We start from the raw sequence: 16652 nt of genomic DNA on the forward strand, positions 1-16652 counted from the left end.
ACCATGGTCGCCGCCCGCGGCCCCCTCGACATGCGGCCGAATGACGCCTTGCCCGGGCAGTCCGCGGCTGGCCATTGTCGGTGGCATGTCCACACGGTGACTACCTCGTCCGGAGACCGCTATGTTGCGGGTGCACTTCACTGCCGGGGACATCGCGCGGCTGCGTGTCGCGGCCACCCCCGACCCTCTGTGGGAGATCGCCAACAGCTTCCAGATCCTGATCGGCAGGGAGAGCCTGCTGGTGTTCGGCCAATGGCGCAGGCGGGTCGGGCCGCGACTGATCCGGGACGGCGCCGCGCTGCTCACCGCGCTTCTGCCGCCCCGCGGCTACACCCCCGACTTCCTCACCCCCGACCTGGGCGGCTACCCGGACCTGGAGAGCGCCGTCGACACCGTGCTCCGCACCCCGAAGCCCACCCTGCTGGGCGACTTGACCAGGCTCGTCGCCTCGCCCGTCAGACCGAGCCCGCCGCCGACGGCGACCGGTCTGCGGGCCCTGGCGGGCGGGGAGCCCGAGGCGCTGCACGACCTGGGCGCCGCCCTGCACGGCTACTACCGGCGGGCGCTCGACGAGTTCTGGCCGCACATCTGCGCACAGGTCGCCGCCGACGGCGCGCTGCGCGCCAGGGCGGTGCTCAAGGGGGGCGCCGAGGGACTGCTGGCGAGTTTCGAGCCGGTCATGCGATGGCGGCCGCCCGTGCTGGAGGTCGACTACCCGGTCGACCGCGAACTGCGGCTCGACGAACGGGGACTGCTGCTGCAGCCGTCGTTCTACTGCGTCCGAAGACCGGTCATGCTCGCCGCGCCCTCGCCCGGCCGGACGCCGGTCCTCGTCCACCCGATCCAGCACGTCCTCGGCTGGGCCCAGGGACCCGACGCCGCCTCCGCCGGTGCGAGCCTGGGCAATCTGATGGGCCGTACCCGCGCCGCCATCCTGGAGGACGTCGTGACCGGCCGCACCACCGGCGAACTCGCGGAACGGTTCGGCATCTCGGGTTCCGCCGTGAGCCAGCACACCGCCGTCCTGCGCCGGGTCGGACTGCTGCTGAGCATGCGCCGCGGCAAGTACATGCTGCACACGACCACCCCTGCGGGACTCGCTCTCCTGAACGGCGCGTTGCGCACACCGGCCCACAACCACTGGACGGATTCCGTTTAAGGCAGGGCTTCAACGTGTGGCGCCGGTGGTGTCGGCTGTCCCAACCTGGAGCGGCGAAGGGCTGGGAGGGTCGCGGGGGAGCCATCACCCGCCCCGCAGCCCTCAGACCCTGACCAGGTCCGTGACCAACGACCGCACATGAATCGGGGAAACACATGCTGATCCGCAAGATCACCGGCGCAGTCGCAGCCTGTACCGCCGTCGCCGCGCTCGCCCTGACCGGTGCCGGCTCCGCGTCCGCCGCGCCGGCCTCCGTGGCGGGCGGCCGGGCCGTCGCCCCCACCGGTACTCCGCCCACGACCAGTGGGCCCGCCTCCGGCTCCGCCTCCGCCGCCCTCGCGGCCGGCTGCTGGTACAGCGGCTCCCACTGGTGGTGCAACAACGTCTCCGGCGCCCCCGTCTACGCCAGCGGCACCGCGACCGTCGTCGGGTACATGTACTCCAACCCGTCCTGGTTCGTGTGCCGTTCGGACAACGGCGGCTACGTCGGCGGCCCGCACCCCTACCGGTGGGAGTGGACCCAGGCCGACAACGGTGCCTGGGGCTGGATGAAGGACACCGCCATCTACAGCGAGACGGACCCGCTGCCCGTCTGCTGACCGGGCACGACCGTCGGCGCACTGCCCAGCGAACGCCCCGCCCCGTGCGGGGCGTTCGTCCGCGTTCACCGGGCCGGCCGTCAGTCCGTCGAGCCCGGCTTCACCACCGTGTCCACGAAGTCGCCGATCGCGCCCAGGGTCGCGCCGAGTTGCTCGATCTGCGGGAAGTGGGCCGCGTCCGGGATCGGGGTGAACCGGGCGTTGGGGAAGGAGTCGGCGTAACCGCGGCCGTACTTGAGGGGGGCTATGCCGTCCTCCTCGCCCCAGACGACCAGGACCGGGACGGTCACCCGGTGCAGGCGGGCGCGGAGCTTCGGGTCGTAGGTGAAGTGTTCGCCGCCGTAGACGGCCAGGGTCTTCTGGTTGGCGGCGCCCGCCGCGAGCTGCTCGGTGGTGAAGGAGGCGAAGTCGGGGCGGAACTCCGGCTTGGCGAAGGAGAGTTGGCTGATGTCGGCCGGGTTCATGGCACGGGGGTCGACGACGCGGTTCTCGGCCATGTGGGCGTGGATGCCGACCGCGTTCAGCAGGGTCAGGGCGCCGATGCGGCCCTGGTTGTCGCGCAGCGCCATCTCCGCGGCGATCCAGCCGCCGACGGAGTTGCCGATCACCATGACGTCCTTGAGGTCCAGCGTGTCGAGCAGGTCCAGGTAGGCGATGGCCAGGTCGGCGACGGTGTCGAAGCGTTCCGGGCGGGGGGTGCCGTCGAAGCCGGGGTGGGTCGGGGCGACGACGTGGACGTGCTCGGAGAGGGCGGCGGAGATGCCGGCCACCGTGCGCGGGCCGGCGCCGCCGTGCAGTACCAGGACGCCGGTGCCCTCGGTGTTCTCGCCGAGCTCCTGGATCGTGACGGTGAGTCCGCCGGGGAGGGCGACGGTGCGGGTGGGGGCGGGGGAGGTGGCGGAGGTGGGCATGGTGAGTCCTTTTCGCTTGGCTCGCTCGGGCTTCGGCGCTTGCTGAGAGCTGGCTCTCATGAAGGTAGGGGGTGGACTCTCTTTATGCAAGTTCACTCTCATGATGAGAGTTGGGTGTGCCAGGTACCCGTGGTGCGGGGGCTGAAGAGGGCCGCGGCTACAGGGCGTTGAGCAGGTCGTCGAGGGGAGCCGGGGTGCGGTCGGGGGTGAGGGCCTCTACCAGGACCCGGCCGTAGTGGATCTTGCGGCCCGATGTCGTGCCGAAGAAGCGCCTCAACTGCTGCTGGACGGGGCGACCTTGCTGTGCGGGCTGGTTCAGGAAGGTGCGCAGCGGGCGCAAGTCGCCTTCCGCGTCGATGAGTTCGGTGACGCGGGTCGGGCCCAGCGCGCGGATCAGTTCGTCCTCCAGGTCCGCCGCGCAGACGAAGACGGCCTGTTGTGGCGCGCCCACGCTGTCGAAAGCCCGCGCGTAGTAGGGGTGTTCGCGTTCGTCGCACAGGCCGGTCAGGCGTAGGCCCGGGCCGGATGGTGACGGGCCCAGGAGGCGGGCGTAGCGTCCTACGTTCATCGCGCCGCCCATCGACAGGACGCAGACTCCCTCGGCGGGCAGGTCTCGGCCTCGGGCGGTCGCGAGTGCGTCCACGGCTGCGACGTCGCTGGGGCCTTCGAGCAGTACGGCGACCCGGACGCCGAGTTCCGCGGCCAGCTCGCGCGCCGGTTCACCGGGGTCACCGGCCGCCGACGCCCACTCCGCGACCGCCTCCCGGAACCGGTCCATTTCCCCCGTGCTCACCATGCCGACCATGGGACGAGTCTCCGTCCTGCACCGGCCGGTCCGGTAGGGATTTTTCGCCGGTCGGAGACGCGAGCGACCAGCCGCACAGGAGCCGGCGTCACGCGTCCGGCAGCGAGCGGACTGAGTGTCGGGGGTCGTTCAGTTCCTTGAAGTACCCGCTGACCTCACCGGAGTTGAGCCGTCCCTTGAACGCCTGCGTGCGGGCGCTGAGCGACAGCGGGTACGGGCCGGCGTAGGTGTCGTCGGCGTGGGCGACGGCCTCGATGGCGAGCGGGGTGCGGTGGGCGGCGGTGTCCACGGCGGTCCGTGCGGCTCGAAGCCCTGCTCGGGTGACGCCGAGGAACTCCACCGACAGGTCGACGCTCACGCCCACGCCGTCACGAGTAGACGCGGTAGAGGCTTACCCAACCTCTGCCGCAAGTGTGTGACCTGCGCCTATCTGCTCGCCGTGCAGGGCGAAGGCGCGCACGACACCGGCCGTCGCCGAGACGCGGGACGCCGAGCGGATGATCAGGTAGCCGACCATTCCGCCGAGGGTGTTGGCGATGAGGTCGTTGACGTCCACCGAGCGGGCGTCGTTGAACAGGACGTACATGAGGCACTGGGTGACCTCGATCGACGCGCTGGCCAGCGCCGTCCAGGCGGTGACCCGCCACAGCGAGGAGGCCTTCGCGGAGACGAGGGGGAGCAGCATCCCGAACGGAACCAGCATCAGCACGTTGGGTACGAAGCTGAAGTCGGCGGTGAGCAGCGGGATGAGCTGGAGCTGGTTCTCCCACGGCATCTCGTTCGCGTACTTGCCGTAGGTCACGGTGATCGGAAGGATCGTGAGGCCCAGCACGCCGGCGAGGTAGACCGCGCCGGCCAGACGGGTCACCGCCTGCCTGCCGCCCCACCCGGGTTTCCGCCGCACCGCGTTCACGGCCAGCAGCACGCAGAACGCCGCCAGCAACGGGCCCAGCACGGTCGCCGAACCGATCTCGAATTGGACATTGCCCATGGTGATGCTCCTAGCTGATGCGGACGGACGGCCACTGTCGCCCGGCGCACCCCGCGCGCGGATCTCCCGAAAGGCAGATCCTGGGCGGCTCGCTACGACTTTTGGCCGACCCCCCGGTTACGCTCGCCGCCATGAGGTTCCGGTGGCGGCTGCGGCCGCGCGTGGTGGTATGGCCCCTGGTGGCGGCGCTGCTGCTCACCCTGGGCCTGTTCGACCACCGCTGGGGCATGTTCGACGACACGACGATCGGCCTGCTGAAACTCGGGTCCGCCCTGCTGGCGGTCGCCGCCCTTCTCGCCTCGCCCCGGCTGGGACCCCGGGCGCTGCCGGTGTCCGCCGGCGTCGCGGCGGTGGCGTCACTGGGCACCACCCTCGCCCTCCACGTCGTCTCGGCGCGGCCCGTAGGGGAGAACGGGATCTATCCCACGGAGCCGTACGGGATCACCGAACCGGCAGCGCTGCTCGGGCTGTTGACGCTCGTCGTCTGGCGCGGGAGACCGGTGCCGGCGGCGGCGACAGCACTGGCACTGATCCCGGCGATCGTGCTGCGCCCGCTCGCGGAGGGAGTGAAGGAGACCACCGCCGTCATGGCGTTCTTCTTCACCCTGGCGGCGACGGCGGCGCTGGGCATCGGCCTGACGGTACGCCTGGTGACCGACGACAGACGGCGCCGGGAGGCCACCGTACGACTGGAACAGCGCGCCGAGTTCGCCAGGGACCTGCACGACTTCGTCGCCCACCACGTCACGGGCATCGTCGTCCAGGCGCAGGGGGCCCGTGCGATCGCGGTGAGACGACCCCAGCTCGTGCCGCCCGCGCTGGAGCGGATCGAACAGGCGGGTGTGGAGGCGCTGACGTCCATGCGGGCCATGGTCGGCATGCTGCGCGACGCGGACCGGCAGGGAGACCAGGGGGACATGGACGGTGCCGCGCTCGCGCCGCTGGCGGGGATCGGCGAAGTGCGGTCCCTCGTCGAGGAGTTCGCCCCGGTCGGCGGTGGCCGGGCGCTGTTGCGGATCGAGGGCGCGTTCGACGATCTGCCGGTGGAGGTGATCACCACCGTGCACCGGGTGGTGATGGAGGCGCTGACCAACGTACGCAAGCACTCCCGCGACTTCACCGAGGTGGAGGTGTGCCTGCTCCGGTCGGCGGGCCGGGTCCTCGTCAAGGTGACGGACGACGGCCGGCCGCGGCCCGCGCTGGGTCACGCCCTGGGCGGCGGGTTCGGACTGAAGGGGATGGCGGAACGGGTGGAGATGATCGGCGGCAGAGTCGAGGCGGGCCCCGGAACGGCCGGCGGCTGGAGCATCGAGGCGACCATGCCGGTGGGGAAGGCCGCATGACGATCCGCGTACTGATCGCCGACGACCAGGCCATGGTCCGCACCGGATTCTGGATGATCCTGGCGGCCGAGGACGACATCGAGGTCGTGGGGGAGGCGGCGGACGGCGTGGAGGCGGTGGAACTGGCCGAACGACTCCGGCCGGACGTGGTGCTGATGGACATCCGCATGCCCCGGCTCGACGGGCTTGAGGCACTGCGCCGGCTGACCCGCCCCGGCCTGGTCGACCCGCCCAAGGTCGTGGTGGTCACCACCTTCGACGACGACGAGTACGTCCACCGGGCCCTGCGCGACGGTGCCTGCGGCTTCCTCCTCAAGGACTCCGGACCCGCGCTCCTCGTCGAGGCGATCAGGGCGGCGGCCTCCGGAGACGCCCTGGTCAGCCCGTCCATCACGCTCCGCCTCCTGCGCGGCCTGTCCGGCGCCGCCTCACCCGGACCCCGAGAACCCCGGCCCACCGAACTGTCGGCACGCGAGACGGACGTCGTACGGCTCGTGGCCAAGGGCTCCACCAACGCGGAGATCGCCGCCCGGCTGTCCATCTCGGTGGGCACGGTGAAGACCCACCTCGGCAACGTGCAGACCAAGCTCGCCGCCCGAAACCGCGTCGAGATCGCCGCCTGGGCCTGGGAGAGCGGCCTCGTCGACCAGCGCTGAGGGGCGTTGTCCCGCTCCCCCCCCGGTACAGCAGCCGCCCTGGGACGCGGTCGGCTCGCGGGTGTCCACGCCGCAGCAGTTGTGGTCACGGGGCAGTCGTGATCGCCGCGAAGAAGCGTTCCAGGCGCGGTTCCCCGGAGTTGTCGAAGACGGTCTCGGGCGGGCCCTGGACGAGGACACGGCCCTGGTCCATGAAGACCACCCAGTCCGCGACCTCACGGGCGAAGCGCATCTCGTGGGTGACGACGACCATCGTCGTGCCGTCGGCGGCGAGTTCGGCCATCACCGACAGGACCTCGCCGACGAGTTCGGGGTCGAGGGCGGAGGTCGGTTCGTCGAAGAGCAGCACGCTGGGGTCCATCGCCAACGCGCGGGCGATGGCGACGCGTTGCTGCTGGCCGCCGGACAGCTGGTGCGGGTACTTGTGCGCGTGGGCGTCCATGCCCACCTTGCGCAGCAGCTCCCGCGCCCGGCCCTCGGCGGCCACCCGGCCCTCGTGGAGGCGCTGTTGGAGCGGGGCGAGGGTGATGTTCTGCAGGGCGGTCCGGTGCGGGAAGAGGTTGAACCGCTGGAAGACCATGCCCACGCGCCGCCGCTGGGCGGCGAGTTGACGGTCCCGGCCGCCCATCGGCAGCCCGTCGATCTCCACGCTGCCCGCGTCGGGCTGTTCGAGGTGGTTGAGGGTGCGGACCAGGGTGGTCTTGCCGGAGCCGGAGGGTCCGATGACGGCCACCACCTCACCGCGGTGCACATCGAGGTCCACCCCGTTCAGGACGGACACGGTGCCGAACGACTTCCGCAGGCCCCGGGCGCGTACGACCGCCTCGCCCGAGTGCGGGACACGGGGGCGGGTCCGCCGCGGCGCGGTCGGTGCTTCGGCCCTCGCGATGTCGTCAACTGCCGCTTTGGTACGGCGTTTTCGCACGTCCAGGCGGCGTTCGAGGAGGGCGCGGAGCCGGTCGAAGAGGGTGACGAGCAGGACGTAGTAGACCGCCACGGCGAGCAAGGTCTCCAGGACCAGGAAGTTCTGGGTGTAGAGGCGCTGGCCGACCAGCAGGAGTTCGGCCAGGGAGATCGAGCTGACCAGGGAGGTGAGTTTGAGGATGCTGATGAACTCGTTGCCGAGTGCGGGGAGGGCGACGCGGAAGGCCTGCGGCACCACCACATGGCGTTGGACTCCCGCGTAGGGGATGCCGAGCGCCTGTGCGGCCTCACCCTGCTCCTTGCCCACGGCGAGCAGGCCGCCGCGGTGGATCTCGGCGGTGTACGCGGTCTCGCTGAGCACGAGCGCGACCAGTCCCGCGGCGAAGGGGCTCGACAGGAAGGGCCTCAAGTCGGGGAAGAGCTGCGGGGAGTTGTAGACGAAGATCAGCAGGACCAGCAGCGGCAGACTGCGGAAGAACCAGACGTACGCGCCGGCCAGCAGCCGTAGCGGACGCAGCCGGGACTGCTGGGCGAGGGCGACGAGCAGGCCGAGCGCGGTGGCGATCACCCAGGCGGAGACGGCGAGTTCGACGACGAGCAGGGCCGCCCGCCACAGGTCGGCGTCGCCGAACAGACCGATCGTGTAGTGCCAGTCGAAGCTGCCCATCGTCGCTCAACTCCCCTCGGCCTGGCCGAGGTTGTACTTCTTCAGCAGCTCGGCGTAGGTGCCGTCCTTCTTGAGCTCGTCGAGTGCGGTGGTGAGGGTCTTCTTGAGGGTGGTGTCGCCGCGTTTGACCGCCAGCCCGGACTGGACCGGGTAGATCAGGGACTTGGAGGAGGTGGTGAGCCTGCCGTTCGTCTTGTCGGCCGCTGCCTTGGCGACGGCACCGTCGGTGACCTGGGCGTCGACCTGACCGGACAGCAGCGCCTGAGTGCCCTCCGGGTCGGTCGCGAACTCCCTTACGTCGACGGCCTTTTCACCCTTCGCCTTGCACTGGGTGCTCGCGTCGCCGCGCAGCTTCTCGACGATCTGCCCGCCCTTGATGACGGCGACGGACTTGCCGCACAGGTCGGTGACCACGGTCGGGCGGTAGCCGCCCGAGGACTGCACCACGATCGAGTTGCCGGTGGTGAAGTACGGGATGAAGTCGACCTGCTTCTTGCGTGCGTCGGTGATGTAGAGGTCGGACGCGATCACGTCGAAGTGGCCGGTGCCGAGCCCGGCGATGAGCTGCTCGAACCGGGTGTCGACGAACGTCGGCTTCAGCCCGGACGCCTTGGCCAGCGCCCGCGAGATGTCCGGGTCGAAGCCCGCCGGGGTCTTCCCGTCGAGATAGGCGTACGGCGGATACGTCAGGTCCGATCCCACGGTCAGGGTGCCGGCGGTCATCGTGCCCGAACCGTCGGTCGCGTCGCCCGAAGAGGAGTCGGCCGAACAGCCGGCCAGGGCGAGGAGCAGGCCGGCGGTGATGGAGCGGAGGAGGGTCACGCGCATGAGGGGGCCTCTCGACCGGGGGACGGGGGTGGATGGCAAACTGTTGAACAATCTGGCTGCTGATGATGGTGACGGGTTGGTGTTTCAGTCAAGTAAAAGGTCGAAATTTCCTGGATGTCACACATGAAGCACGCTTCTATTTTGTTCAACAGATAGTGCGCTAGGGTGAGGGCATGTCGACTCTGAACGGCGCGGCGACTGCCGCCGGACGGCCCGTCCTGGTGACCGACGTGCTGCGCGAACGCATCGTCGAGGGCGAACTGCCGCCCGGCACCCCGCTGCGCGACGTCGCGCTCTCCGCCGAACTCGGGGTCTCCCGCAACACCCTGCGGGAGGCCCTGCGCACCCTGCACGACGAGGGCCTGGTGGTGCAGCAACTGCACAAGGGCACCGCGGTGAAGACCCTGTCCGCCGAGGACGTGACGGACATCTACGTCGCCCGCCGCACCCTCGAACTCAGCGCGGTCGACGCGAGTCCGCTCGCCCCGGAACCCCTGCTCGACGCCATGGAGGCCAAGGTCGCCGCGGCCGAACTCGCCGTGGACGCCGAGGCGTGGGACAAGGTCGGCACCGCGTCCCTGCGCTTCCACCAGTCACTGGTGGCTCTCTTGGGCAGCGCCCGCCTCGACGGCTTCTTCCGGGTCACGATCGCCCAACTCCGCCTGGCCTTCGCCGTGATGGCGGACCAGGGCGCGTTCCAGGCACCGTGGGTCGCCCGTGACCGCGAGATCTGCGACCTGATCCGCGGCGGGCGGCGCAGCTCCGCGACGGCCGCGCTGCGGGTCTACCTCGACGACTCGGAGCGGACGGTGCTGGACGCCGTGCGCGCCAGTTCCCGTACGGCCAACTCCCGTACGAACAGTGCGACTTCGGCAGCGAAAGGCAAGCGATGACCTCCCGCACAGTGACCGGGGCGGGTGCGGCGCCCGCCGGGTCCAAGGCCGCAGCCGCCTACCAGGCGGGTGAGGGCGGCGCCCTCGACGTCGACCGCGCTTTCTACGACCGCTTCGCCGGAGTGTGCCACGAACTCGTGGACTCCTTCGAGATCCCGATCCGCTCCGGCCGCGCCTGGACCGTCCCGCAGGGACACCTGTGCCGGATCGTCACCGTCGAGGGCCCCCAGGTCGGCGACCTCAACGTGTGGAACCTGCACGACCCGCGCGAACGCATGTGGGCCGCCCGCACCCGCCAGCTGCAGCGCGCGCACATCTCCACCTACGACCGGATCTGGTCCACCCTGCCGTTCCTGCGCCCCCTGCTCACCGTCACGGCCGACACCCTCGCGGACTACGGGGTGGACGGCGACGGCGGACGCGTCCACGATCTGCTGGGCACCCGGTGCGACCCGTACGTCAACCGGATGCTCACCGGCGAGGACTTCGACTTCCACTGCCACTCGAACCTGGTCCGGGCCGTACTGCCGTACGGGCTCACCGAGTTCGACGTGCACGACGTGCTCAACGTGTTCCAGTGCACCGGCCTCAACGACGACGACCAGTACTTCATGAAGGACTGCCCGGCCCGCGTGGGCGACCACTTCGAGTTCTTCGCCGAGACCGACCTGCTGTGCGCGCTGTCGACCTGCCCCGGCGGCGATCTGTCCGTCCCCCTCTGGGGCCCGGACGCCCGCGACCCCCTGGACGTCTGCCGCCCGCTCGGCATCGAGGTGTACCGGCCCGACCCCGCGCTCCTGGCCGGCTGGGCCCCGCCGGCCAGGGCCGCGTACGGCAATCTGCACGGGATGCGGCGGCCCGAGTTCCGCGCGGGGGAATGATCCGGTCCAGCGGTGAAAGGATCCGGCCGGGACCGGACAGGACAGGTCGTGGAATCCATGACGGAACAGGAGACGCGCCGGATGGGGCGGGCGCGTTTCGAAGGGCTGGCCCAGGTGGTGGTGGAACCGCTGCACCGGTATCTGCTGCGGCGCACGAACACCGAGACGGCCGAGGACGTCCTGTCGGAGACGCTGCTGGTGCTGTGGCGCCGTATCGACGACGTCCCCGGCCTCGGCGACGATTCCGCGTCCCCGCCCGACCCCGACGACGTACTGCCCTGGTGCTACGGGGTGGCTCGGGGTTGCCTCGCGAACGCCCGCCGCGCCGACGGGCGCAGACTCCGTCTGATGGAGCGGCTGATCAGGACCCAGCAGCGGGCTCCGGAGGAAGCCGCCGAGCACAGTGAGCTGCATGCCGCGCTCGCTTCCCTCGGGGCGGCGGACCGCGAGGTGGTGCGGCTGTGGGCGTGGGAGGGGCTGGCGCCGCGGCAGATCGCGGAGGTGACCGGGTCCACTCCCAACGCGGTGAGCATCCGGCTCCATCGCGCGAAGGCGAGACTCGCCGACCGGCTGGGGCGAAAGAATGACGCACGGCCCGGACACAAGAGCGATGAAGGAAGGAGCGGTCAGTGAACGACGACGAGTTGCTGGCCCGGCTGAAGGCCGCGGACCCGGCACTGACCCGCGATGCTCCGCCGCCCGACATCGATCAGCTTGTGGAGGACACCTTGAACACCACCACGCCCGCGGACGCGCTCCGGCCCGCGAAGGCCGCCACGGTACGGCCCCGCCGTCACCTCCTCGGACTCGCGGCGGCCGTCGGCCTCCTCCTGCTCGGCGGCGGCATCGGGATCGGTGTCATGACGCACGGCGGCGGCGGTGGCACGGCGAACACGGGGGCCAACCAGGCGAAGCACAGCGGGAGTTCGGCCGCCGCCGGGGCCCTGAGACTCACCGCCGCGGGCGGCTCCGCCAAGTGCGTGGCGCCCACCCCCGACACCCTGCGCGGGTACCCGACGCTCTTCGTGGGAACGGTCACGTCCGTCGAGGGTTCCACGGTCGTCTTCCGTGTCGACCACTGGCTGAAGGGCGACGGCGGCGGCACGGTCGTCCTCGACAACGACACCAGCCGGCCGGAGGCGCTCACGTTCTCGGACGGCGACCGCTACATCGTGGCCGCCAAGGGCGGCGTGGTCCCGGTGTGCGGCGCGAACGGCGTCTCGGACGACGAGATCGCCAAGTTCCGCCAGGCGTACGGGAAATGACCCCCGGCCCCGGCCACCGCGGCGCGCTCGCGCTCCGGTGGCCGGGGTTGTCGGCGCCGTACTCCCTTTCCCGCGACACGGCGACCGCGGTGTGACGAACGTCCGTCCGATCGAGTGGACTCGCAGGGACGCGCAGCGCAGGAGGACCTTCCGCCGGACTCCGGATGGTGGCGTGGCCACCTCAACCCCCAACCGGAAGAAGCGCCCGGCATGCGACGTACTCCTTCCCGACGCCTGGTGGCAGCCGTGCTGCTGGCGGCGTCCGTACTGATCCCGACGGCAACCACCTCCGCCGTGGCCACGACGACCACCGCAACCGTCTCCTTCGCGGGCGGCGACCGGGACGACTGTCCGGCGGGCCCGGCGGGCGGGCTCGGTCGTACGACCACGGCCCGGCTGGACAAGGCCGTCGCCGACGTCCGCCGCCAGGCCGGCATCCCCGGTGTCGTCGTCGGGCTGTGGATGCCGGGCAAGGGCTGCTACGTCCGCGCGACCGGCGAAGCCGACACCGTCACCCACCGCCCGATGACCACCGGCCTGTACGCGCGCATCGGCAGCGAGACCAAGACCTTCACGGTCACCGCGCTGCTCAGGCTCGTCGACGAGGGGCGGGTCCGGCTGGACGACCCGATCGCGCGCTACGTCCGCGGGGTGCCCGACGGCCGGCACATCACGCTGCGCCACCTCGCCGAGATGCGCAGCGGACTGTTCCCGTACACCGCCGACCTCGGCTTCGTGCACGACCTGCTGAGTGACACCGGCCGCTCGTTCACCCCGCGCGAGGTGCTCGCGTACGGCTTCAAGCACGACAACACGTTCGCGCCGGGCACGCGGTTCGAGTACTCCAACACCAATCTGGTGCTGCTCGGCCTGGTGATCGAAAAGGTCACCGGGCTGCGCGCCGCCGACTTCATCGACCGGAACGTGCTGCGCCCGGCCCGCCTCGGCCACACGCTGTTCCCCGACGGCCCCGAGTTCCCCGACCCGCACGCGCGCGGCTACACCAATCAGACGCTGACCGGCGCGGTCGCCGACGCCACGGACTGGAACCCCAGCTGGGCCTGGACGGCCGGGGCGATGATCTCCGACCTGCACGACCTGCGCAGCTGGGCCAGGACCGTCGCCACCGGCACCCTCCTCAGCCCGGAGACCCAGCGGCAGCGGCTCAGGATGCTGCCGACCGGCTTCCCCGGCCTCAGCTACGGCCTGGGCATCTTCGAGAGCGGCGGCTGGATCGGCCACAACGGCTCCATCCCCGGCTACGAGACCGTGACCGTCTACCTCCCCTCGCAGAAGGCCACCCTGGTCGTCATCCTCAACACCGACATCACCTACGGCGGCCAGGAACCGTCCTCGCTCGTCGCCCGCGCGGTCACCGAGGTCGTCACCCCGGACCACGTCTACGACCGGCCGGTCCCGTCGGACCAGCAGCAGTCCCTCCGCTAGCGGTCCCCGCCCCGGACGGAGGCGGCACAGGGACGAGGAAGCCCCCTTTCCCGTCCCTGTGCCGCCTTCACCGCACCGGCCTATTCGGCCGGCCCGCCGAGGTCCGCTTCCTCGGGCAGGATCTCCAGGTCGATCTCCGGGCGGCCGAGCAGCGGGCCCAGCGCGAGACCGCGCTCCGGCGGCCAGAACTCGGGCTTCGCACCGGCCACGGGGTCGTCGCCACCCTCCAGCCACAGGCTCTCGCCCCCGCCGGGGGTGAAGAAGGACACCATGTGCGCCTGCTCGCCGGTGCGGTTGCGGAACCGGTGCCGGGTGCCCCTCGGCACGAAGACGAAGTCACCGGTGCCGGCGACGAAGGTCTGGTCGCCGTTCAGGAACTCCAGCGAACCCGAGACGACGTAGAAGGACTCGTCGGCGCTCTTGTGCACATGGGCTATCGGTCCGCCGCCCGGGGGCACCCAGCAGACCGTGAAACCGAGTGCGCCGCCGGTGGAGCCGGCCGGCGCCAGGGTCTCGTAGACGTCGCCCGACATCCACTTGACCACCCCCTTGTCGGCGGGGACGTGCAGGACGCGCGGACGGTAGTAGTCCGCCGTCTCCGCTCCGTCGTTCGGCAGTGCAGTTGTCATGTCGTGTCCTCGCAGGGCATGGATTGGCACGGGTCGGAAGATTCGGAACAACTGTGGTGCGTGATACGGGAGTTCAGTGGATGCCGAACTCCCGGGCCTGTCGGGTGGCGGCCCGGACGCCCTCGGTGAAGGGCTCGCCGTGGCCGGGCAGCACCAGGTCCGCCGTCAGGAGGTCCAGGCGGTCGAGGGCGGCGAGCGCGGCCCCGCTGTCGTGGGTGAAGCAGCGGCTCACCAGGGTGGGACCGGTGCGGTGGGTGAAACCGTCGACCGTGACCAGGGCGTCGCCGGTGAAGAGCAGCCCCCGGTCGGCGAAGAGGTACGCGGCGCTGCCGGGTGTGTGACCCGGCAGGACGACGGCCCGGGGTGCGCCCGGGACCTCTTTCATCACCCGGTCGGCGTCGAACTCCCGCGCACCGAGCACCGGGCGGGCGGTGAACGCCCCGGACCGGGCCAGCGAGAGGGGGAGCGCGAGCGCGCCGGGCCTGCGCAGCAGATACGGCAGCATCGACCGCTCCGGCTTGGCGTGCTTCATCGCGCTGCGCGGGCCGTCGCGCAGGATCGCGGCGTCCCCCTCATGGATCCAGAGGTCGGTGCCCGCCTCCTGGAGGGGGCGGGCGAGACCGGTGTGGTCCGGGTGGCCGTGAGTGAGGAGCACGGCGTGGATGTCGGCCTCGCTGCGGCCGAGGCCGGCCAGCAGGGTGCGCAGCTGCCCCAGGTGCGAGGGCAGTCCCGCGTCGACCAGGACCAGACCGTCGGGGTCCTCGATCAGGTAGAAGTTGACGCCGTGGTCGCCGAGGCGGTGGACACCGGCGGCGACCTGCGTGGGCGCGGGACGGGACATACGAGCCTCCGGCGACCGGACAGTATTCGATACAGTCGACTGTAACAGAATTGGATGGTGTGCCGATGGCAGACACGACGCCGCGTCGGTCCTACAACTCCGAGGGCCGCCGCGAGGCCGCGCGCCGCAACCGGGCCGCGGTGCTGACGGCCTGCCGCGAGCAGCTCTTCAGGGAGGGCTACCACGCCACGACCGTGCGGGCCGTGGCCGAGCGGGCGGGTGTCTCCCCCGAGACGGTGTACAAGTCGTTCGGCGGCAAGCCGGGCATGGTGAAGGCCCTGTGGGACATCACGCTCGCCGGGGACGACGAACCGGTGCCCATGGCGGACCGTCCCCAGGTCAAGGAGTTCCTGGCCGTACGGGAGCTGGACACCAAGCTCCGGCTCTACGCCGCGTACGTCCGCGGAATCCACGAACGGGTCGCCACCCTCTTCGCCCTGCTGACCCAGGCAGGACCGGACGTCGGCGAGGTCCTGGACACCGCCGAGCAGGAACGCCTCACCGGCGTCACCATGTTCGTCACCCACCTCGACCGGACCGGCGCGCTGGCCCCGGACGCGGATCCGGCCCACCTGGTGGACATCTTCTGGGCCCTGGCCGGTCCCCAACTGTTCACCCAACTCACAGCGGGCCGCGGCTGGTCCACCGCCACCTACGAGCAGTGGCTGACCGACACGCTCACCGCGACGCTCGCTCCCCGCCCATCGGGGAGGGGAGGATTCACCAGCTGATCCCGGCCGCCACCGGCAAGTGGTCGCTCCCGGTGGCCGGCAGCACCCACGACCGTGTCGGCCGTACGCCCCGCACCAGGATCTGGTCGATCCGGGCCACCGGGAACTTCGCCGGCCAGCTGAAGCCGAAGCCGTCCCCGGCCGCGTCCTGGGCCGAGCGCAGTCGTGAGGTCAGGCCGCTGAACGCGCGGTCGTCCGTGGTGCCGTTGAGGTCGCCGAGCAGCACCACCCGCTTGTCCGGCTCGGCGGCGACGGCCTTGGCGAGGGCCTTCGCGCCACGGTTCCGGTCGCCCGTGCTGAAGCCGCTGCCGGGCAGCACGCGTACGGATCCCAGATGGGCCACGTACACCGCCAGCGGCCCCCGGTCCGTGCTCACCGTGGTGCGCAGCGCCCGGTTCTCGGCCGCCCTGGCACCGGCCGGCAGGCGGTCCGCCAGCGGCCCGACGTCCATCGCGGTGTCGACCGCCCGGGTGTCCGACAGCGGCAGCCTGCTCCACACCCCGACCGTGCCCAGCACCGCGTGGTACGGGTACGCCGTCGCCAGCTCCTTCTCGTACGTGCCGCTCGCCCGCGCGGTCAGTTCCTCCAGGGCCAGTACGTCCGCGCCGGAGGCGGCCAGGTCACGGGCGGTGCCGGCCGGATCGGGGTTGTCGGCGCCCACGTTGTGGCTGACCACGGTGAGGTCGCCGGCCCCGCCCGACTTGTCGCCGAGCAGTCCGCCGAAGAGGTTCAGCCACACCGTCACCGGCAGCACCAGCGCGACCGTCGCGGCGGCGGAGCGGCGCCACAGCGCGCGGGCCAGCAGCACCGGCACGAACAGCCCGAACCACGGCAGGAAGGTCTCCACCAGGCTGCCGAGCCCCCCGACCCGGTCCGGGATCCACGAGTGCAGCAGCAGGAGCAGCCCGAGCGACAGCGCGAGCGCGGTCGACATCGGGGCACGCTTCCAGGGGCCCGGCCGGATGGTGGTACCGGTTTTACCTGCGCTCGCCTCTCGACCGAGGTCTCCCTCGACACGTACCTCTGCGCTCATACCGCCACTCAAGGCGACCCCGTGTTGCCGCCGCGTATGGACTTTTCGAT

The 16652-nt window shown here is 71.2% G+C and carries 19 protein-coding genes and 1 pseudogene; 10 read left to right on the forward strand and 10 right to left on the reverse strand.

All coding sequences use genetic code 11. From position 1 onward, the window contains the following. Positions 1–121: 121 nt before the first annotated feature. Positions 122–1159 carry an ArsR/SmtB family transcription factor gene (locus ACIBJH_RS21265; RefSeq protein ID WP_399118389.1) on the forward strand — a complete coding sequence of 346 codons (1038 nt, stop codon included), beginning with the start codon at positions 122–124 and terminating at the stop codon, positions 1157–1159. A gap of 155 nt (positions 1160–1314) precedes the next feature. Next, positions 1315–1758 (forward strand): hypothetical protein, encoded by a 444-nt coding sequence (locus ACIBJH_RS21270; protein WP_399118390.1) that lies wholly within the window; start codon positions 1315–1317, stop codon positions 1756–1758. Between the two features lie 80 nt (positions 1759–1838). Here ACIBJH_RS21270 and ACIBJH_RS21275 read toward each other — a convergent pair whose 3' ends face one another. The 4 genes from ACIBJH_RS21275 to ACIBJH_RS21290 form a co-directional block, all read right to left on the reverse strand. Beyond that, complete coding sequence (locus ACIBJH_RS21275; protein ID WP_399118391.1) at positions 1839–2669, reverse strand: alpha/beta fold hydrolase; 831 nt, start codon at positions 2667–2669, stop codon at positions 1839–1841. Between the two features lie 157 nt (positions 2670–2826). Then, entirely contained in the window at positions 2827–3474 is a 648-nt protein-coding gene (locus tag ACIBJH_RS21280; protein WP_399118392.1) for a TOPRIM nucleotidyl transferase/hydrolase domain-containing protein, read from the reverse strand. Positions 3475–3562: 88 nt separating this feature from the next. After that, positions 3563–3832: a hypothetical protein gene (locus ACIBJH_RS21285; RefSeq protein WP_399118394.1), complete on the reverse strand. Its 270-nt coding sequence runs from the start codon at positions 3830–3832 to the stop codon at positions 3563–3565. A 33-nt stretch (positions 3833–3865) separates the two neighbouring features. Continuing rightward, on the reverse strand, positions 3866–4465 hold the full coding sequence (locus ACIBJH_RS21290; RefSeq protein ID WP_399118395.1) for a VanZ family protein: 600 nt from the start codon (positions 4463–4465) through the stop codon (positions 3866–3868). A gap of 131 nt (positions 4466–4596) precedes the next feature. On the opposite strand from ACIBJH_RS21290, the gene ACIBJH_RS21295 reads away from it, so the two are divergent. After that, positions 4597–5808 (forward strand): sensor histidine kinase, encoded by a 1212-nt coding sequence (locus ACIBJH_RS21295; RefSeq protein ID WP_399118396.1) that lies wholly within the window; start codon positions 4597–4599, stop codon positions 5806–5808. Beyond that, positions 5805–6464, forward strand: coding sequence for a response regulator (locus ACIBJH_RS21300; protein ID WP_399118397.1), 660 nt, complete (start codon positions 5805–5807; stop codon positions 6462–6464). Before ACIBJH_RS21295 ends, ACIBJH_RS21300 begins: the two co-directional genes overlap by 4 nt. Positions 6465–6549: 85 nt before the next feature. Here ACIBJH_RS21300 and ACIBJH_RS21305 read toward each other — a convergent pair whose 3' ends face one another. The 3 genes and pseudogenes from ACIBJH_RS21305 to ACIBJH_RS21315 form a co-directional block, all read right to left on the reverse strand. After that, positions 6550–7266, reverse strand: a complete 717-nt coding sequence (locus ACIBJH_RS21305; protein WP_399118616.1) for an amino acid ABC transporter ATP-binding protein — start codon at positions 7264–7266, stop codon at positions 6550–6552. Positions 7267–7401: 135 nt separating this feature from the next. Continuing rightward, a pseudogene (locus ACIBJH_RS21310) lies at positions 7402–8055 on the reverse strand (amino acid ABC transporter permease); the annotation flags it as partial. 6 nt (positions 8056–8061) lie between these two features. Continuing rightward, on the reverse strand, positions 8062–8883 hold the full coding sequence (locus ACIBJH_RS21315) for an ABC transporter substrate-binding protein (protein ID WP_399118398.1): 822 nt from the start codon (positions 8881–8883) through the stop codon (positions 8062–8064). Between the two features lie 173 nt (positions 8884–9056). Between ACIBJH_RS21315 and ACIBJH_RS21320 the strand changes: the two genes are divergently transcribed. The 5 genes from ACIBJH_RS21320 to ACIBJH_RS21340 all read left to right on the forward strand — a co-directional run bounded on the left by ACIBJH_RS21320 (position 9057) and on the right by ACIBJH_RS21340 (position 13368). After that, the gene (locus tag ACIBJH_RS21320) at positions 9057–9776 is read left to right on the forward strand and encodes a GntR family transcriptional regulator (protein ID WP_399118399.1); all 720 of its coding nucleotides are present in this window, start codon (positions 9057–9059) and stop codon (positions 9774–9776) included. After that, positions 9773–10657 carry an urea carboxylase-associated family protein gene (locus tag ACIBJH_RS21325; RefSeq protein WP_399118400.1) on the forward strand — a complete coding sequence of 295 codons (885 nt, stop codon included), beginning with the start codon at positions 9773–9775 and terminating at the stop codon, positions 10655–10657. Before ACIBJH_RS21320 ends, ACIBJH_RS21325 begins: the two co-directional genes overlap by 4 nt. A 57-nt stretch (positions 10658–10714) precedes the next feature. Then, a complete protein-coding gene (locus ACIBJH_RS21330) occupies positions 10715–11290 on the forward strand; it encodes an RNA polymerase sigma factor (protein WP_399118617.1) in 576 nt (191 codons plus the stop codon). Further along, positions 11287–11922 (forward strand): hypothetical protein, encoded by a 636-nt coding sequence (locus ACIBJH_RS21335; protein WP_399118401.1) that lies wholly within the window; start codon positions 11287–11289, stop codon positions 11920–11922. Before ACIBJH_RS21330 ends, ACIBJH_RS21335 begins: the two co-directional genes overlap by 4 nt. 210 nt (positions 11923–12132) lie before the next feature. Further along, a complete protein-coding gene (locus tag ACIBJH_RS21340; RefSeq protein ID WP_399118402.1) occupies positions 12133–13368 on the forward strand; it encodes a serine hydrolase domain-containing protein in 1236 nt (411 codons plus the stop codon). An 80-nt stretch (positions 13369–13448) separates the two neighbouring features. Here the strand turns inward: ACIBJH_RS21340 and ACIBJH_RS21345 are convergent, their stop codons facing one another. After that, a complete protein-coding gene (locus tag ACIBJH_RS21345; protein ID WP_399118403.1) occupies positions 13449–13997 on the reverse strand; it encodes a cupin domain-containing protein in 549 nt (182 codons plus the stop codon). Positions 13998–14070: 73 nt separating this feature from the next. Further along, positions 14071–14838, reverse strand: a complete 768-nt coding sequence (locus ACIBJH_RS21350) for an MBL fold metallo-hydrolase (protein ID WP_399118404.1) — start codon at positions 14836–14838, stop codon at positions 14071–14073. A 65-nt stretch (positions 14839–14903) separates the two neighbouring features. On the opposite strand from ACIBJH_RS21350, the gene ACIBJH_RS21355 reads away from it, so the two are divergent. Beyond that, positions 14904–15569, forward strand: coding sequence for a TetR/AcrR family transcriptional regulator (locus ACIBJH_RS21355; protein WP_399118405.1), 666 nt, complete (start codon positions 14904–14906; stop codon positions 15567–15569). On the opposite strand, the gene ACIBJH_RS21360 is transcribed toward ACIBJH_RS21355, so the two are convergent. Then, positions 15559–16503: an endonuclease/exonuclease/phosphatase family protein gene (locus ACIBJH_RS21360; protein ID WP_399118406.1), complete on the reverse strand. Its 945-nt coding sequence runs from the start codon at positions 16501–16503 to the stop codon at positions 15559–15561. The genes ACIBJH_RS21355 and ACIBJH_RS21360 overlap by 11 nt on opposite strands. Between the last annotated feature and the right edge of the window lie 149 nt (positions 16504–16652).

This window comes from Streptomyces sp. NPDC050548 (genome assembly GCF_044457385.1).
Lineage (GTDB): Bacteria > Actinomycetota > Actinomycetes > Streptomycetales > Streptomycetaceae > Streptomyces.